The organism is Microbacterium songi (genome assembly GCF_042747925.1).
Lineage (GTDB): Bacteria > Actinomycetota > Actinomycetes > Actinomycetales > Microbacteriaceae > Microbacterium.
Window position 1 is genome coordinate 143,206 of sequence record NZ_JBHZIE010000003.1, and the last position, 13,764, is coordinate 156,969.

Below are 13,764 nucleotides of genomic sequence, written 5' to 3' on the forward strand. Positions count from 1 at the left end.
CACGTCACTCCAGGGAGGCGGCCACGCCTCAGTGACGGGCGACGATGGCCGCGGCATCCGTCCCACGCGGGAGGACCCCGTACTGCGCACCCCTCTGCTCCCCGAGGCGCGCGGCCAGGAAGGTCTCTGCGTCGAGTGACGGAGCATGCCGCAGCATGAGGGAGCCCTGCAGTGCGAGCGCCAGACTCTCCGCCAATCGCCGCGCCTGGGCCTGCGCGCCCGCGGGATCGGCGTCGGCGACCTCCGCGAGCAACGCAACAGCCCGGTCGACGTGGGCGTCGAGCAGGCCGGACGCGCCGCGGGATGTCTCGAGCTCCTCGACGAACGCGGCCACCGAGTCGGGATTGCGGGTCAGTGCCCTCACCACATCGAGCGCGATGACGTTGCCCGAGCCCTCCCAGATCGACATCACGGGCTGCTCCCGGTACCGACGGGCGAGGGGGAAGTGCTCGATGTACCCGTTGCCGCCGAGGCACTCGAGGGCTTCGTACGCGTGATGCGGTCCGCGTTTGGTGACCCAGTACTTGGCGATGGGGGTGGCGATACGACGCAGCGCGACGTCCTGCTCGGAGGCATCCGCGTCGAAGAGCTGCGCCAGCCGGAGTCCCGTCAGCATCGCGGCCTCGGACTCCATCGCGAGGTCGGCGAGAACGGCCGACATCGCGGGCTGGTCGACGAGCGGCGCTCCGAGCGCGGATCGGCCACGCGCGTGCCAGACGGCTTCCGCGACGCTCTGGCGCATTCCGGCGGCCGCGCCGAGGATGCAGTCGAGCCGGGTGCGCTGCACCGTCTCGATGATGGCGTTCACGCCGCGCCCCGGCTCGCCGATCAGCACCCCGACGGTGCCGTCGAGCTCGACTTCGGCGGAGGCGTTGGACCGGTTGCCGAGCTTGTCCTTGAGTTTCTGGATGCGGAAGGAGTTGCGCATTCCCCGGGGCAGCAGCCGGGGCACGAACAGGCAGCTCAGTCCCTCGTCCTTGCCGCCACGGCGGGTCTGCGCGAGCATCAGGAACCCGTCCGACATGGGCGCGGAGCAGAACCATTTGTGTCCGGTCAGCTGATAGGCCTGCCCGCCCATGTGCACACCGGCGGTCGTGGCCGCCCGGAGGTCCGAGCCGCCCTGTTTCTCGGTCATCGCCATGCCGATGAGGGCGCTGCCCTTCTCCTCGTTCGGCAGCAGACGCGGCTCGTACTCGCGCGACAGCAGGCGCGGCATCCATTCCTCCGCCACACGCGGCGACTGCTGGATCGCGGCCACGGCGGCGTGCGTCATCGAGACCGAGCAGGCATGCCCCGCCTCCACCTGCGCGAACAGCATGAACGTCGCGGCACGGGCGACGGATGCTCCGGGGCGGGGCTCGGCCCACGCCGAGGTGTGCGCTCCGCGCGCGAGGGCTGCCGACAGGACGCGATGGTAGGACGGGTCGTACTCGACCTCGTCGAGGCGATATCCCCACCGGTCGTGCGGGTACGCGACCGGGGTGTGCACGTTCGCGCGCTCGGCGTCGGCCTGGAACTCCCCCGACCCGACGTGCGTGCCGGCCTCGTGCAGGTCACCGGCGGCCCACCCGGCGCCGAACGCCTCGACCGCTGCGACGAGCGGCGCGTTCAGCCCGAATTCGTCGACCTCGACACGGAAGGGCGGCTGGTTGTGCACCTTGTGGGTGGCGGCTCCGATCACGCGCTGGCCGCGCGAATACGAGGTCATGTGCGGTCCGCCGACCCCTGGAGCGCGAGCGACGCCTGCTGCGCGGTGGTGAGGGGCGCGCGGGTGACCAGTTCGTGCACGAACCCGAGCTTGGTGCGTACAGTCGGCACGATGTCGAACGGGTACAGGTCGCCGAAGCCCATGGCGCGGTTGATGCGGTTGAAGGCCTGCGACATCCATTCCCAATCGCCGAGCAGCTGGTGCACCGATTCGTCGCGGTACGACTCCCGCGGGATCACGTCGGTGTCGCGTGCGTTGGTGGTGGCGGCATCGAGATGGATGCCGATCGCCGCAGCCGTCTGCAGGGTTCCGGTGATGTGCAGATAGTGCGCGAACGTCTCGGCGAAGTCCTCCCACGGGTGCATCGTGGCGTATTCGGAGATGTACTCGTCGCGCCATCCGGCCGGTGCCCCGGAGGCGTAGTGGCGGGTCAACGCCTCCTGATAGCTGGCACGCTCGTCGCCGAACAGCGCGCGGCAGCGCGTCCATGCCGCGTCATCGGTGAGCAGGACGTTCTGGAAGTAGTGCCCGACCTCGTGACGCAGGTGGCCGAGCATCGTGCGATAGGGCTCGCCTAGCCGGATGCGCAGGGCTTCCCGCCGATCGTCGAGGCTCTCGGCCAGGTCGAGGCTGATGATGCCGTTCGCGTGTCCGATCATGATGCGCTCGCCCTGAGAGAGGCTCGAGAGGAAGTCGAACCCGAGCCCACCGGGCCGGACGTCCCACGGCACGATCGGCAGGCCGAGGTCGGCGAGCTGCAGCAGCAGCCGACGCTTCGCCTCCTCCGTCTTCGCCAGCTTCTCGAGGGCGACCGTGTCGTCGGACGGAGGTCGCCGCCGGGTCAGTCGGCACGCGATGCACCGCCCCGCCGGCGCGTCGTCTCGCACCAGCCAGTTGCACTGCCACCCGCGGTTCGAGCAGGTGTGCCACGTCTCCCCGTCGATCACGACCCGCCCGTTGTGGACCCCGAAGAACTGACGGCTGATGACGTGGAAAGCGATCGTGCCGTCGCACTCGGGACACGTCAGCGTGTCGAGGTAGACGAAGTGCCGACAGTACGGGCACCGAGGCTGCGAGCTCATGACTTCACCGTAGCGTCGCACGTGGAGGCGACGAACACGGTGCGAGAGAATTATCCGGTGGATCTGAGGGGACTCGAACCCCTGACCCCCTGCATGCCATGCAGGTGCGCTACCAGCTGCGCCACAGACCCAGAATCGTTGCTCCGCCGTGGCGGGGCAACCCCCCTAGATTACTACATCCGAGAGCGTGGGACGAACCACGACGGCCGGGTCAGTCGGCGGACGCGACGCGCGACGGCAACTCGATCGGGACCACCGGGCAGTCCTTCCAGAGACGCTCGAGTCCGTAGTACACGCGCTCCTGCTCGTGGAAGACGTGCACCACGAGATCGCCGAAGTCCAGCAGGATCCAGCGCGACTCCTTGCGGCCCTCACGGCGGAGCCGCTTGTAGCCCGACTCCAGCAGCTTGGTCTCGACCTCATCGGCGATCGATGCGACGTTGCGCTCGTTGCGCCCCGTCACGAGAAGGAAGATGTCGACGAGTGGCAGCGGCTCCGAGACGTCGAGAGCGACGAGGTCCTCGCCGCTCTTGTCGTCTGCGGCGGCGGCGGCGATCGCCAGCATCCGCCGGGAATTGTCGGTCGCGGTCATGAGAATACTCCTGTCGCAACGGCGAGGATCAAGACACCGACAAGAGCGATGGCAAGCACACCGATGGTGATTCCGAGGGCGAGCATGAGGCGCCCGCCCTTCTCGGGGGCGGGGGGGCGAATGATCTCGCCGGTGGTCTTCACCGTGCTGATCGCCGCACTCGCAGCGATCGGGGTGGGAGAGGAATGCGCGGGCAGTTCGCCGTCGACGAGCACGGCGTCGACGTCCTTGCCGTCGGTCGTACCGGGCGCGTGGCCCTGCGAGCCCAATCCCTCCGGGAGGGCGAACGTGCCGGTGATGAGCACCTCGCCCGTCGCGGTCACGGGGCTCATCATCGCGCCCTCGGGGGTCTGCGACAAGATCAGCGCGTTCGTCGTGGACTGCGAGCCGGTGGTCGTGCTGCTGCGCGCGATGAGCTGGTCGAACGAGGGCGGAAGGGTGACGGCAGCGATCGGAGCGGGACCGTCGCCGGCCAGCAGCTCGGAGCCGAAGGCGGGATTGACCACGGGGCCCGACGCGGGTGCATCGAGATCGTCATCATCCGCGGCGTCTCCGACGATGCCCGCCGGCTGATCGCGGGGTCCGTCCTCGTGCTCTTCGTCATGGTCCGTGGCCTCGTCGGCGGAGTCTTCGATGACGGATGCCTCGATCACGTCGTCGCCCTCGGACTCATCGGGCGCGGCGGTGACCTGCTCGAGGTCGCTGTCGACCGCGGCGTCCGTGCGGGCGGCGACATCGCCGGGCTGATCCTCGCGCTCTGCGGTGGACGCGGCTGACGACTGCGCGTTCAGCATGCCGGAGGTGATGACGGGGACGGATGCCGTGCGGATCCGTTCCTGTTGGCGCGCCTGGCGTCGCGTGAGCGGGTTGACCCCGAGGTCGACGCTGGCGTCGGGCGCCGGCGCCGGGGCGAGGTCGATGGGCTCGGCAGCACGGGCCAGCGGCACGGCGGGCGCAGGGCTCTCCGGCCGGCCGGCGGATGAAGGATCCTCGGGTGCGGCGTCCGCCGGCGCGTCGCCGTGCGCCGTCGACGATCCGGCCGAGTCGCTCGACCCCTCGGCGTCGGAGCGCGCGGCGTCGTCGAGGGCGCGGGCGGCGGCCGCAGCATCCGCTGCCCGGAGGTCTTCCGGCGTCACGATCGGCGTCGACGCGGTGTTGCGGATCTCCCGCAGCTGACGACGGGTCAGCGGCTGGCCTTCGTGTTGTTCGGGTGCGGTCATGCGTTGCTCCGATAGAGGTGATGCTTCGCGATGTACTGGACGACGCCGTCGGGGACGAGATACCAGACGGGATGCCCCATCTTGACCCGCTTCCGGCAGTCGGTCGAGGAGATCGACAGCGCCGGAATCTCGAGCTGACTCACCTTGCCGCCCGGCAGTCCGTCGGTGGTGAGCACGTGCCCCGGCCGGGAGACGGCCACGAAGTGGGCCAGGTCCCACAGTTCATCATGGTCCCTCCAACTGAGAATCTGCGCCACAGCGTCGGCGCCGGAGATGAAGAACAGCTCCGCGTCCGGCCGCGCCGCCTTCAGATCGCGCAGCGTGTCGATCGTGTAGGTGGGGCCGGCCCGGTCGATGTCGACGCGGCTGACGGTGAACTGCGGGTTGGCGGCCGTCGCGATCACCGCCATGAGGTAACGATGCTCGCCCGCCGTGACCACCTCTTTCTGCCACGGGCGGCCGGTCGGAACGAAGATCACTTCGTCGAGGCCGAACGAGGAGGCGACCTCGCTGGCGGCCACCAGGTGCCCGTGATGGATGGGATCGAACGTCCCACCCATGACCCCGATCCTCGGGGCTGCCGTCACCTGCATGCGGTCGACCTAGTGGCCGTGCCCCACTTCTGGCTTGTCGTTCGCGTGCGCGCGTGCGTAAGCCTCGGCCTTGCTGCCGTGGCGGTTGGCCACGTTGCGGTACGAGAGGGTCACGAGACCGAGCGCCGCGAACGCGATGATCGCCACGATGGGGTAGCCGATCGTCTCGAGCATCACGTTGCCGTGCTGCTCCCCCTCTTCAGCTGCGAGGGCGATGAGCGAGGCGAAGGTCATCTGGGCTCCGTTTCGGATGGGGCGGTGCACACGGTGCGCACCTCAGTTTAGGACGTCAGGCTCGGACTTGTCCTGAGCCGCGCGCGAGCCACTTGGTGCTGTTCAGCTCAGCGAGTCCCATCGGGCCCCGGGCATGCAGCTTCTGGGTGGAGATGCCGACCTCCGCTCCGAAGCCGAACTCGGCTCCGTCGGTGAAGCGGGTGGACGCGTTCGCCATCACCACGGCCGAATCGACCTCGGCGAGGAAGCGCTCGGCGATCGCGTCGTCCTCGGTGATGATCGACTCCGTGTGGTGCGTCGAGTACCGACGGATGTGCGCCATGGCCGCATCGACGTCGTCCACGACGCGCATCGAGAGGTCGAGGCTCATGTGCTCGGTCGCCCAGTCGTCCTCGGTCGCCGGCACGACGCCGGCGGCCAGCATGCGCACGTCGTCGTCGCCGTGGACGGTGACGCCGGCCTCCTGCAGGGCGGCCACCACGGGACGCACGAGACGCTCCGCAGCATCGCGGTGCACCAGTACGGTCTCGACCGCGTTGCAGACGCTCGGACGCTGCGCCTTCGCGTTGACGACGATCTCCTGCGCCCAGGACTCCGGGGCGGTCGCGTCGAGGAAGATGTGGACGACACCGGCGCCGGTCTCGATGACAGGGACGGATGACTCGGTCACGACGGTCTCGATCAGCTGAGCGCTCCCTCGGGGAACGAGGACGTCGACGATCCCCCGCGCCTGCATCAGCTCGCGCGCCCCCGCGCGGCCGTAGTCATCGACGGTCTGCACAGCTTCGGGGTCGACGCCGGCGGACGTGAGAGCCTCTCGCATCGCGTCGATGAGCGCGCGGTTCGTCGACTCGGCCGCGGAGCCTCCGCGCAGCACCACAGCGTTGCCCGAACGCAGGGCAAGCGCGGTGATGTCGACGGTGACGTTGGGCCGTGCCTCGTAGATCGAGCCGACAACTCCGAACGGCACCGACACCTTCTGCAGTCGGATGCCGTTCGGGAGCAGCCGTTCGTCGAGGATGCGCCCCACCGGGTCGGGGAGCTCGGCGACGTCGCGGACGGCCTGCGCCAGCGCCGCCACGCGTCCTTCGTCCAGGCGCAATCTGTCCTGCAGGCCCTCCGACAACCCGGTCGCCCGACCGCGCTCGAGGTCAGCGTGGTTCGCCTCGACGATGAGAGCGGCGGATGCCTCGAGGGAATCGGCGATCGCGCGCAGCACGTCCTGCTTGCGCGCGTCGGAGAGCAGACCGATCTGCCTCGACGCGTCCTTTGCCCGCAGCATCCGCTCACGAAGCACGTCCGCCGCCGATGCCTCGACAGCGCTCTCGCCCGCGGTGATGGTCATCGGCCCAGTGTATCGGCGGGCAGCGCCGCGACCGGGGCCGTGCGGATGGGGCCGGTCGGCGTCGGTGTGCTCCCGTGCGGGTGCGGATCGAACCAGGTGCCGATGTCGTCGCCGTCGAGAGCCGCCGCCACCCGATCGGCGCTCGTGACGAGCACGCCCACTCCCGCTGCGGCGGCCAGACGCGCGGCGGAGACCTTCGTGGCCGCTCCCCCGGTGCCGACGCTGTTCACGACGCCCGAGCCGAACTCGTAGCCATGCAGGTCGTCGTCGTACTCGACCCGATGGATGGGGCGTGCGCCCGGCTGATCCGGCGGGCGGGTGAACAGGCACTCGATGTCGCTCAGCAGCACCAGCGCATCAGCGCCGATGAGCTCGGCCACGAGCGCGGCGAGCCGGTCGTTGTCACCGAATCGGATCTCGTGGGTGGCGACCGTGTCGTTCTCGTTGACGATCGGCAGGATGCGCAGGCCGAGCAGTCGCTCCATCGCGCGCCGGGCGTTGGAGCGGTGCGTGGGGTTCTCGAGGTCTCCCGCCGTCAGCAGAACCTGGCCGGCGACGATGCGGAACGGGCGGAGGGATTCCTGGTAACGGTAGATCAGGACGTTCTGCCCGACCGCGGCCGCCGCCTGCTGAGTGGCGAGGTCGCTGGGCCTCGCATCGAGAGCGAGGAACGGCATTCCCGTCGCGATCGCGCCCGACGAGACCAGCACCACCTCCGTGCCCCGGCCGTGCGCGACGGCCAGCGCTTCGACGATCGGCTGGATCTTGCCGGCGTTCTCACCACTGATCGACGACGAGCCGACCTTGACCACGACGCGGCGGGCTGTGCGCAGCTCCGCCCTCGTGCGTGCGGTCACTGCGCGTCCTCGTCGAAGGACTCACCCGCGCCGATCCGCTCGGCCTCGAGATCGGCACGAGCCTCGGCTTTCGCATCCATCATCGCGTGATAGCGCTCACGGCGCTGCGATGTCGTGCGGCGGTTGTCCTGCAGCAGACGCGGATCGGTACCGCGCGGCGCCGTCATGAGCTCGGCCACCGACGTGAGCGTCGGCTGCCAGTCGAAGACGACACCGTCACCCTCGCCGATCACGACGGTGGAGCCCGTCGTCGCGCCCACGCGGTGCAGTTCGTCCTCGACGCCCAGCTTCTCCAGGCGATCGGCGAGATAGCCGACGGCCTCTTCGTTCTGGAAGTCGGTCTGCTGCATCCAGCGCACAGGCTTGTCGCCGATGATGCGGTAGATGTCGCCGTACGATCCGCCTTCGATGCGGATCGTGAAGTCCTTCTCGCTGCCACGCGGGCGGATGACGATGCGCTCGGGCGCCGGCTTCGCCGCCTCTTCCGCACGGTGCCGCAGCACGACGTCGCCGAGCGCGTAGGTCAGCTGGCGCAGGCCATCATGGCTGACGGTCGAGATCTCGAAGACGCGGAATCCGCGAGCCTCCAGGTCGGGACGGACCAGGTCGGCGAGCTCTTGCGCCTCCGGCACATCGACCTTGTTGAGCGCGATGAGCTGCGGACGTTCGAGCAAGGGAACCTGGCCGTCGGGGACGGGGTAGGCGGCGAGCTCCGCGAGGATGATGTCGAGGTCGCTGATCGGGTCGCGACCGGGCTCGAGCGTGGCGCAGTCCAGCACGTGGACCAGAGCCGTGCACCGCTCGACGTGGCGGAGGAACTCCAGGCCCAGGCCCTTGCCCTCGCTGGCGCCCTCGATCAGACCGGGGACGTCGGCGACCGTATAGCGGGTGTCGCCCGCCTGGACGACGCCCAGGTTGGGATGCAGGGTCGTGAACGGATACTCGGCGATCTTCGGACGCGCCGCGGAGATGGCCGCCACGAGGCTCGATTTGCCGGCCGACGGGAAGCCCACGAGCGCGACGTCGGCGACGGTCTTGAGTTCGAGGACGACATCGCCTTCCCAGCCCGGCGTGCCGAGCAGTGCGAAACCCGGCGCCTTGCGCTTCGGATTCGACAGTGCGGCATTGCCGAGACCGCCGATGCCGCCGGGCGCGACGATGAATCGCATACCCGGCTCGACGAGGTCGACGAGCACTTCGCCCGAGGCGTCCTTCACCACGGTGCCGACCGGGATCGGCAGTTCGAGGTTCTCGCCCTCTGCGCCCGATCGGTGGTCGCCCATCCCGAATCCGCCGTTACTGGCGGACCGGTGCGGAGAATGGTGGTACGACAGGAGCGTGGTCACCTGGGGGTCGGCGACCAGGATGACGTCGCCACCGTGCCCGCCATTGCCGCCGTCGGGCCCTGCCAAAGGCTTGAACTTCTCGCGTTTGACCGAGACGCAGCCGTTGCCGCCTTTGCCCGCACGCAGGTGCAGAGTGACGTGGTCGACGAACGTGACCATTCGCTCCTCCTCCGTGATGGGCCTCAGCGGCCTTCGATGAAAACACGAGGGGGCGAGCCGAAGCCCGCCCCCTCGTACGAAACTGTGTGCAGCCTCGAACTACTCCGCAGCCACCGCGGCGACGATGTTGACGACCTTGCGGCCGCCCTTCTGGCCGAATTCGACCGCGCCCGGGGTCAGGGCGAACAGCGTGTCGTCGCCGCCACGGCCGACGTTCACGCCGGGGTGGAAGTGCGTGCCACGCTGGCGGACGATGATCTCGCCGGCGAGGACCTTCTGGCCGCCGAAACGCTTGACGCCGAGGCGCTGAGCGTTGGAGTCACGACCGTTACGGGTGGAGCTTGCGCCCTTTTTGTGTGCCATGTCCTGAGTCTCTTCCGTGCTTACTTGATGCCCGTGACCTTGACGCGCGTGAGGTCCTGACGGTGCCCCTGGCGCTTCTTGTACCCGGTCTTGTTCTTGAACTTCTGGATGATGATCTTCGGGCCGCGCTCTTCACCGAGGACCTCGGCGGTGACGCTGACCTTCGCGAGCGTGTCGGCGTCAGTCGTCACGGCGTCGCCGTCGACCAGCAGAACGGCGGGAAGCTGGATGCTGTCGCCGATCTTCGCCGCCTGTCGGTCGAGAACGACGATCGTGCCGACCTCGACCTTTTCCTGCCGTCCACCGGCGCGCACAACTGCGTAGACCACTTCATACCTTGTTTCTTCAGGGAGCGCGCGGCTCCGGATGCCTGGGCAAAGATGCGGTGCGGAAGCAAATACTGTCGTCAACGCACCAAAGGAATACATTACCGGATCGGGGCCGATATCCCAAAAGCTGATGCGGTCCGACTCCCGCGGCGCGGTCGTAGGATCCGTCTGTGACGATCCTGATCGACGACCCCCGCTGGCCCGCGCACGGGCGGATGTGGGCGCACCTCGTGAGCGACTCGGATCTGGCCGAGCTGCACGCGTTCGCCGAGGCGAACGGGATCCCCCGGCGCGGGTTCGATCGCGACCACTACGACGTGCCCGAAGACGCCCACGCTCGACTCGTCGCCGCGGGTGCCGTGCACGTCGACGGTCGCACGCTCGTGCGATCGCTGATCGCGTCGGGCCTCCGGGTGACGGCGCGCCAGCGTCGCGGACGATGACCGCCCGCGACGCCGAGATGCGTCGCCCTCAGTCCTGGGTGGGGGTCGTGCTCACCGGCGTACCCGTCAGGGCGGCCGTGGTCACGCGTCGCCGTCCGCGGCCCTGACCGGGGGCCTTCGGCTCCGGAAGGGCGTTCAGCACGACGTCCAGCAGAGCATCCTTCTCGGTGCGCGGCGGGGCGGCGGGTGCGGGACGCTTCTTGCGCTGCTTCTTGGGACGCTCTGCAGTGACCTGCTCGACAGGCTCGGAGACCGGGGCTTCCGTCTCGGTGGCCGGCACCTCTTCCGCGTGCGGGTGGATCGTCGATGCGGCGATCTGCGCCAGTGCGGACTTCACTCCCTCGGTGATCATGTGGGTGCCGCCCCCGGAAGACGATCCGTTCGTGTTGCTGGGCGGCCCCGAGCGCGGGCGACGCCCCGTCGGCGCGCCCGTGAGCGGAGCGCGGTGCTTCATGACGGGATCGTGGTGCACGACGACACCCCGGCCGGCGCAGACGTCGCACGGCTCACTGAAGGTCTCCAGCAGGCCCAGCCCGAGCTTCTTGCGGGTCATCTGCACGAGACCCAGTGACGTCACCTCAGCGACCTGATGCTTCGTGCGGTCGCGACTGAGGCACTCCACCAGGCGGCGCAGCACGAGGTCCCGGTTGGACTCGAGCACCATGTCGATGAAGTCGACCACGATGATGCCGCCGATGTCGCGCAGTCGCAGCTGGCGGACGATCTCCTCGGCGGCTTCGAGGTTGTTCTTGGTGACGGTCTCCTCGAGGTTTCCTCCGGAGCCGACGAACTTCCCGGTGTTGACGTCCACAACGGTCATGGCCTCGGTGCGGTCGATCACGAGCGAACCGCCGGACGGCAGCCAGACCTTGCGGTCGAGCGCCTTCTCGATCTGCTCCGTGACGCGGAAGTCGTCGAAGGGGTCGCCGTCGCTGTCGTAGCGCTCGATGCGCTCGAGCAGATCGGGCGCGACGCCTGCGACGTAGCTCTCGATCGTCTGAGCGGCGTCTTCGCCCTGGATGAGCATCTTGGAGAAGTCCTCGTTGAAGACGTCGCGCACGATCTTGACGAGCAGGTCGGGCTCCGAGTGCAGCAGCGCGGGCGCCTGCACGGATTCGAGCTGGGCGCTGATGTGCTCCCACTGCGAGGTCAGTCGCTGCACGTCGACGGTGAGCTGGTCTTCGGTGGCGCCCTCGGCGGCGGTGCGCACGATGACGCCGCTCGACTCAGGCAGCACCTCCTTGAGGATGCGCTTGAGGCGCGCGCGCTCGGTGTCGGGGAGCTTGCGCGAGATCCCGTTCATCGCGCCGCCCGGCACGTAGACGAGGTATCGGCCGGGAAGTGAGATCTGGCTCGTGAGCCGCGCACCCTTGTGGCCGACGGGATCCTTCGTGACCTGTACGAGGACCCGGTCCCCCGACTTCAGGGCGAGCTCGATGCGTCGCGGCTGGTTGCCGGTTTCGACGCCGTCCCAGTCCACCTCGCCGGAGTACAGCACGGCGTTACGGCCGCGGCCGATGTCGACGAACGCGGCCTCCATGCTGGGCAGCACGTTCTGCACGCGCCCGAGGTAGACGTTGCCGATCAGAGAGGCGTCCTGGTTGCGGGCGACGTAGTGCTCGACGAGCACCTTGTCTTCGAGCACCGCGATCTGGATGCGGCCGTTCTTGGAACGGACGATCATGGTGCGGTCGACGGCCTCGCGACGCGCGAGGAACTCGGCCTCGGTCACGACCGTGCGACGTCGCCCTGCCTCGCGTCCGTCGCGACGACGCTGCTTCTTGGCTTCGAGACGCGTGGAACCCTTGATGCGCTGCGGCTCGGTGATGAGCTCGACCGCGCGCTGGCGCGGCTGATGCTGCGGCGGCTGCGGGGCATCGGGCGCGTCTTCCCGCCCTTCGCCGCCGGTGCGGCGCCGGTTGCGACGTCGGCCGCCCGCGGATGCGGAGTCTTCGTCGACCGACTCCTCGACGCGGCTCTGCCGGACGGGCGGGAGCGGCGGCAGCGCGATGATGGGCGGAGCGTAGAAGTGCAGCTGGGTCGAGACGGCCGAGACGAAGACCTCGGGGATCAGGCCGAGCGTCACTGCGGTCAGCGGAACATCGTCCGCAGGCTCCGTGGGCGGGGCCGCTTCGTCCGCCTGGGGTGACGAGGAGTCCTCCGCGGAGGCAGCGTCGGCGAAGACCTCTGCGACCTCCAGATCATCACTCGGCCCGGCACCCGCGTCGAGGGAGGGCAACGTGTCGGGCGAAGGCTCCGTGTCGGGCGAGGGACTCGACTCGGGTGCGGTAGGGGTCAGCTCCTCCGCGGGCTCCGGCGTGTTCTCGAACTCGGTCTGGTCATTGTCATCAGCCATCACTGGCGCTCCCTGCGGGCGGCACCGCGTCGCCCGGCGAAATATCGTGCGGCTCCCTGGGGTGGGGCCGCGAACTCAATGCGGTCTGCAACAGGCTCTGTGGCTCGTGCTGCGATAGGGCTCACGTGGCCCTGAAGTATTCGTGTGACGCGACGTCCGTCGTGGCCGTGACGCATCGAAGCCCATTATCGCACTTTCACCCGGGCGATGCGCGACGGCACGCTCCCGCGGGTCGCGAGAGGGGTCGGCACCGGGGACTCCCCCAGCCCGGACTGGGATAATGCCGACATGTCCTCGTCGCTGTCACGCACGCGCCCGACCGGCCTCGCCATCTGGCTGATCATCGCCGGCGTCATCGGGTGGTGGGCGGCGTTCTCGCTCACCGTGGAGAAGTTCGCGCTCCTGGAGAATCCGGGGTCCAGCGCCTCGTGCGACTTCAGTGTGCTGGTGCAGTGCGGCAAGAACCTCGACTCGTGGCAGGGCAGCGCGTTCGGTTTCCCGAACCCGCTCATCGGGCTGGCCGCGTGGATCGCGCCGATCGTCGTGGGTGTCGCGATCCTGGCCGGTGCACGATTCGCACGATGGTTCTGGTGGCTGTTCTGGCTCGGCTTCCTGTTCGCGTTCGGCTTCTCCTGCTGGCTCGCCTACCAGAGCATCTTCTCGTTGGCGACCCTGTGCCCCTGGTGCATGGTGACGTGGTCGGTGGCGATCCCGTCGTTCTATGCCGTCACCCTTCACCTGCTGCGGAGCGGTGTCGCGCCGGTGTCGGAGCGCGTTCGCGAGGTCGCGGATCGACTCATGGCGTGGGTGCCGCTGATGGCGATCCTCAGCTACGCAGTGATCCTGTTCATCGCGCAGCTGCGGCTCGACGCGATCGTGAACATCTTCACGCTGATCTTCGGCTGAGCGCCCTTCGCCGCCTCTGCGCACGCCACGTCCGGGGCGGCCCGTCGTGGGCGTCGCACATCGCAGTGTGTACGCCTGTTGCAGGCGGGATCCGTCAGCCGGGGCTTCGTGCGCGTAGTGCCCGGCTGAGGCGTGTGGGTGATGTGGTGACGGGTCTCCACTGCCTTCCGGGGTCCCATGCGGATGGACCGCGTATTTCGGGGATGCCGCCCCGCATGCGCACTTTCCACC

Annotated in this window: 14 protein-coding genes and 1 tRNA gene; 2 read left to right on the plus strand and 13 right to left on the minus strand. The window is 68.9% G+C overall.

Features of this window, described 5'->3' with window-relative positions:
• Nucleotides 1-28: 28 nt before the first annotated feature.
• The 12 genes from ACFM35_RS06360 to rplU all read right to left on the minus strand — a co-directional run bounded on the left by ACFM35_RS06360 (nucleotide 29) and on the right by rplU (nucleotide 9,828).
• Nucleotides 29-1,708, minus strand: coding sequence for an acyl-CoA dehydrogenase family protein (locus ACFM35_RS06360; protein WP_378839814.1), 1,680 nt, complete (start codon nucleotides 1,706-1,708; stop codon nucleotides 29-31).
• Entirely contained in the window at nucleotides 1,705-2,790 is a 1,086-nt protein-coding gene (locus ACFM35_RS06365) for a zinc-binding metallopeptidase family protein (protein ID WP_378839817.1), read from the minus strand. The genes ACFM35_RS06360 and ACFM35_RS06365 overlap by 4 nt, the downstream gene beginning before the upstream one ends.
• Nucleotides 2,791-2,848: 58 nt before the next feature.
• Nucleotides 2,849-2,921: transfer RNA gene (locus ACFM35_RS06370), tRNA-Ala, on the minus strand.
• An 80-nt stretch (nucleotides 2,922-3,001) separates the two neighbouring features.
• A complete protein-coding gene (gene rsfS, locus ACFM35_RS06375) occupies nucleotides 3,002-3,382 on the minus strand; it encodes a ribosome silencing factor (RefSeq protein WP_378839819.1) in 381 nt (126 codons plus the stop codon).
• A complete protein-coding gene (locus ACFM35_RS06380) occupies nucleotides 3,379-4,602 on the minus strand; it encodes a hypothetical protein (protein WP_378839822.1) in 1,224 nt (407 codons plus the stop codon). Before ACFM35_RS06380 ends, rsfS begins: the two co-directional genes overlap by 4 nt.
• A complete protein-coding gene (gene nadD, locus ACFM35_RS06385) occupies nucleotides 4,599-5,195 on the minus strand; it encodes a nicotinate-nucleotide adenylyltransferase (RefSeq protein ID WP_378839825.1) in 597 nt (198 codons plus the stop codon). The genes ACFM35_RS06380 and nadD overlap by 4 nt, the downstream gene beginning before the upstream one ends.
• Nucleotides 5,196-5,204: 9 nt before the next feature.
• Nucleotides 5,205-5,429 carry a hypothetical protein gene (locus ACFM35_RS06390; protein ID WP_378839827.1) on the minus strand — a complete coding sequence of 75 codons (225 nt, stop codon included), beginning with the start codon at nucleotides 5,427-5,429 and terminating at the stop codon, nucleotides 5,205-5,207.
• A gap of 55 nt (nucleotides 5,430-5,484) precedes the next feature.
• Nucleotides 5,485-6,774: a glutamate-5-semialdehyde dehydrogenase gene (locus ACFM35_RS06395; RefSeq protein WP_378839830.1), complete on the minus strand. Its 1,290-nt coding sequence runs from the start codon at nucleotides 6,772-6,774 to the stop codon at nucleotides 5,485-5,487.
• Complete coding sequence (gene proB / locus ACFM35_RS06400; RefSeq protein WP_378839832.1) at nucleotides 6,771-7,631, minus strand: glutamate 5-kinase; 861 nt, start codon at nucleotides 7,629-7,631, stop codon at nucleotides 6,771-6,773. The genes ACFM35_RS06395 and proB overlap by 4 nt, the downstream gene beginning before the upstream one ends.
• The gene (gene obgE, locus ACFM35_RS06405; protein ID WP_378839835.1) at nucleotides 7,628-9,136 is read right to left on the minus strand and encodes a GTPase ObgE; all 1,509 of its coding nucleotides are present in this window, start codon (nucleotides 9,134-9,136) and stop codon (nucleotides 7,628-7,630) included. The genes proB and obgE overlap by 4 nt, the downstream gene beginning before the upstream one ends.
• A gap of 99 nt (nucleotides 9,137-9,235) precedes the next feature.
• Nucleotides 9,236-9,499, minus strand: a complete 264-nt coding sequence (gene rpmA / locus ACFM35_RS06410; protein WP_378839837.1) for a 50S ribosomal protein L27 — start codon at nucleotides 9,497-9,499, stop codon at nucleotides 9,236-9,238.
• 20 nt (nucleotides 9,500-9,519) lie between these two features.
• Complete coding sequence (gene rplU, locus ACFM35_RS06415; protein WP_378839840.1) at nucleotides 9,520-9,828, minus strand: 50S ribosomal protein L21; 309 nt, start codon at nucleotides 9,826-9,828, stop codon at nucleotides 9,520-9,522.
• Nucleotides 9,829-9,998: 170 nt separating this feature from the next.
• On the opposite strand from rplU, the gene ACFM35_RS06420 reads away from it, so the two are divergent.
• The gene (locus ACFM35_RS06420) at nucleotides 9,999-10,271 is read left to right on the plus strand and encodes a DUF4031 domain-containing protein (protein WP_378839842.1); all 273 of its coding nucleotides are present in this window, start codon (nucleotides 9,999-10,001) and stop codon (nucleotides 10,269-10,271) included.
• A gap of 28 nt (nucleotides 10,272-10,299) precedes the next feature.
• Here the strand turns inward: ACFM35_RS06420 and ACFM35_RS06425 are convergent, their stop codons facing one another.
• Nucleotides 10,300-12,627, minus strand: coding sequence for an Rne/Rng family ribonuclease (locus ACFM35_RS06425; RefSeq protein ID WP_378839845.1), 2,328 nt, complete (start codon nucleotides 12,625-12,627; stop codon nucleotides 10,300-10,302).
• A 288-nt stretch (nucleotides 12,628-12,915) separates the two neighbouring features.
• Here ACFM35_RS06425 and ACFM35_RS06430 point away from each other — a divergent pair, with 288 nt between their 5' ends.
• Nucleotides 12,916-13,533 carry a vitamin K epoxide reductase family protein gene (locus ACFM35_RS06430; protein WP_378839849.1) on the plus strand — a complete coding sequence of 206 codons (618 nt, stop codon included), beginning with the start codon at nucleotides 12,916-12,918 and terminating at the stop codon, nucleotides 13,531-13,533.
• The last annotated feature ends 231 nt before the right edge of the window (nucleotides 13,534-13,764 follow it).

Coding starts and splice junctions, on each gene's coding strand:
- ACFM35_RS06360 (WP_378839814.1), bottom strand. CDS start 1,708: ATGACCTCGTATTCGCGCGGCCAGCGCGTGATCGGAGCCGCCACCCAC.
- ACFM35_RS06365 (WP_378839817.1), bottom strand. CDS start 2,790: ATGAGCTCGCAGCCTCGGTGCCCGTACTGTCGGCACTTCGTCTACCTC.
- rsfS (WP_378839819.1), bottom strand. CDS start 3,382: ATGACCGCGACCGACAATTCCCGGCGGATGCTGGCGATCGCCGCCGCC.
- ACFM35_RS06380 (WP_378839822.1), bottom strand. CDS start 4,602: ATGACCGCACCCGAACAACACGAAGGCCAGCCGCTGACCCGTCGTCAG.
- nadD (WP_378839825.1), bottom strand. CDS start 5,195: ATGCAGGTGACGGCAGCCCCGAGGATCGGGGTCATGGGTGGGACGTTC.
- ACFM35_RS06390 (WP_378839827.1), bottom strand. CDS start 5,429: ATGACCTTCGCCTCGCTCATCGCCCTCGCAGCTGAAGAGGGGGAGCAG.
- ACFM35_RS06395 (WP_378839830.1), bottom strand. CDS start 6,774: ATGACCATCACCGCGGGCGAGAGCGCTGTCGAGGCATCGGCGGCGGAC.
- obgE (WP_378839835.1), bottom strand. CDS start 9,136: ATGGTCACGTTCGTCGACCACGTCACTCTGCACCTGCGTGCGGGCAAA.
- rpmA (WP_378839837.1), bottom strand. CDS start 9,499: ATGGCACACAAAAAGGGCGCAAGCTCCACCCGTAACGGTCGTGACTCC.
- ACFM35_RS06425 (WP_378839845.1), bottom strand. CDS start 12,627: ATGGCTGATGACAATGACCAGACCGAGTTCGAGAACACGCCGGAGCCC.
- ACFM35_RS06430 (WP_378839849.1), top strand. CDS start 12,916: ATGTCCTCGTCGCTGTCACGCACGCGCCCGACCGGCCTCGCCATCTGG.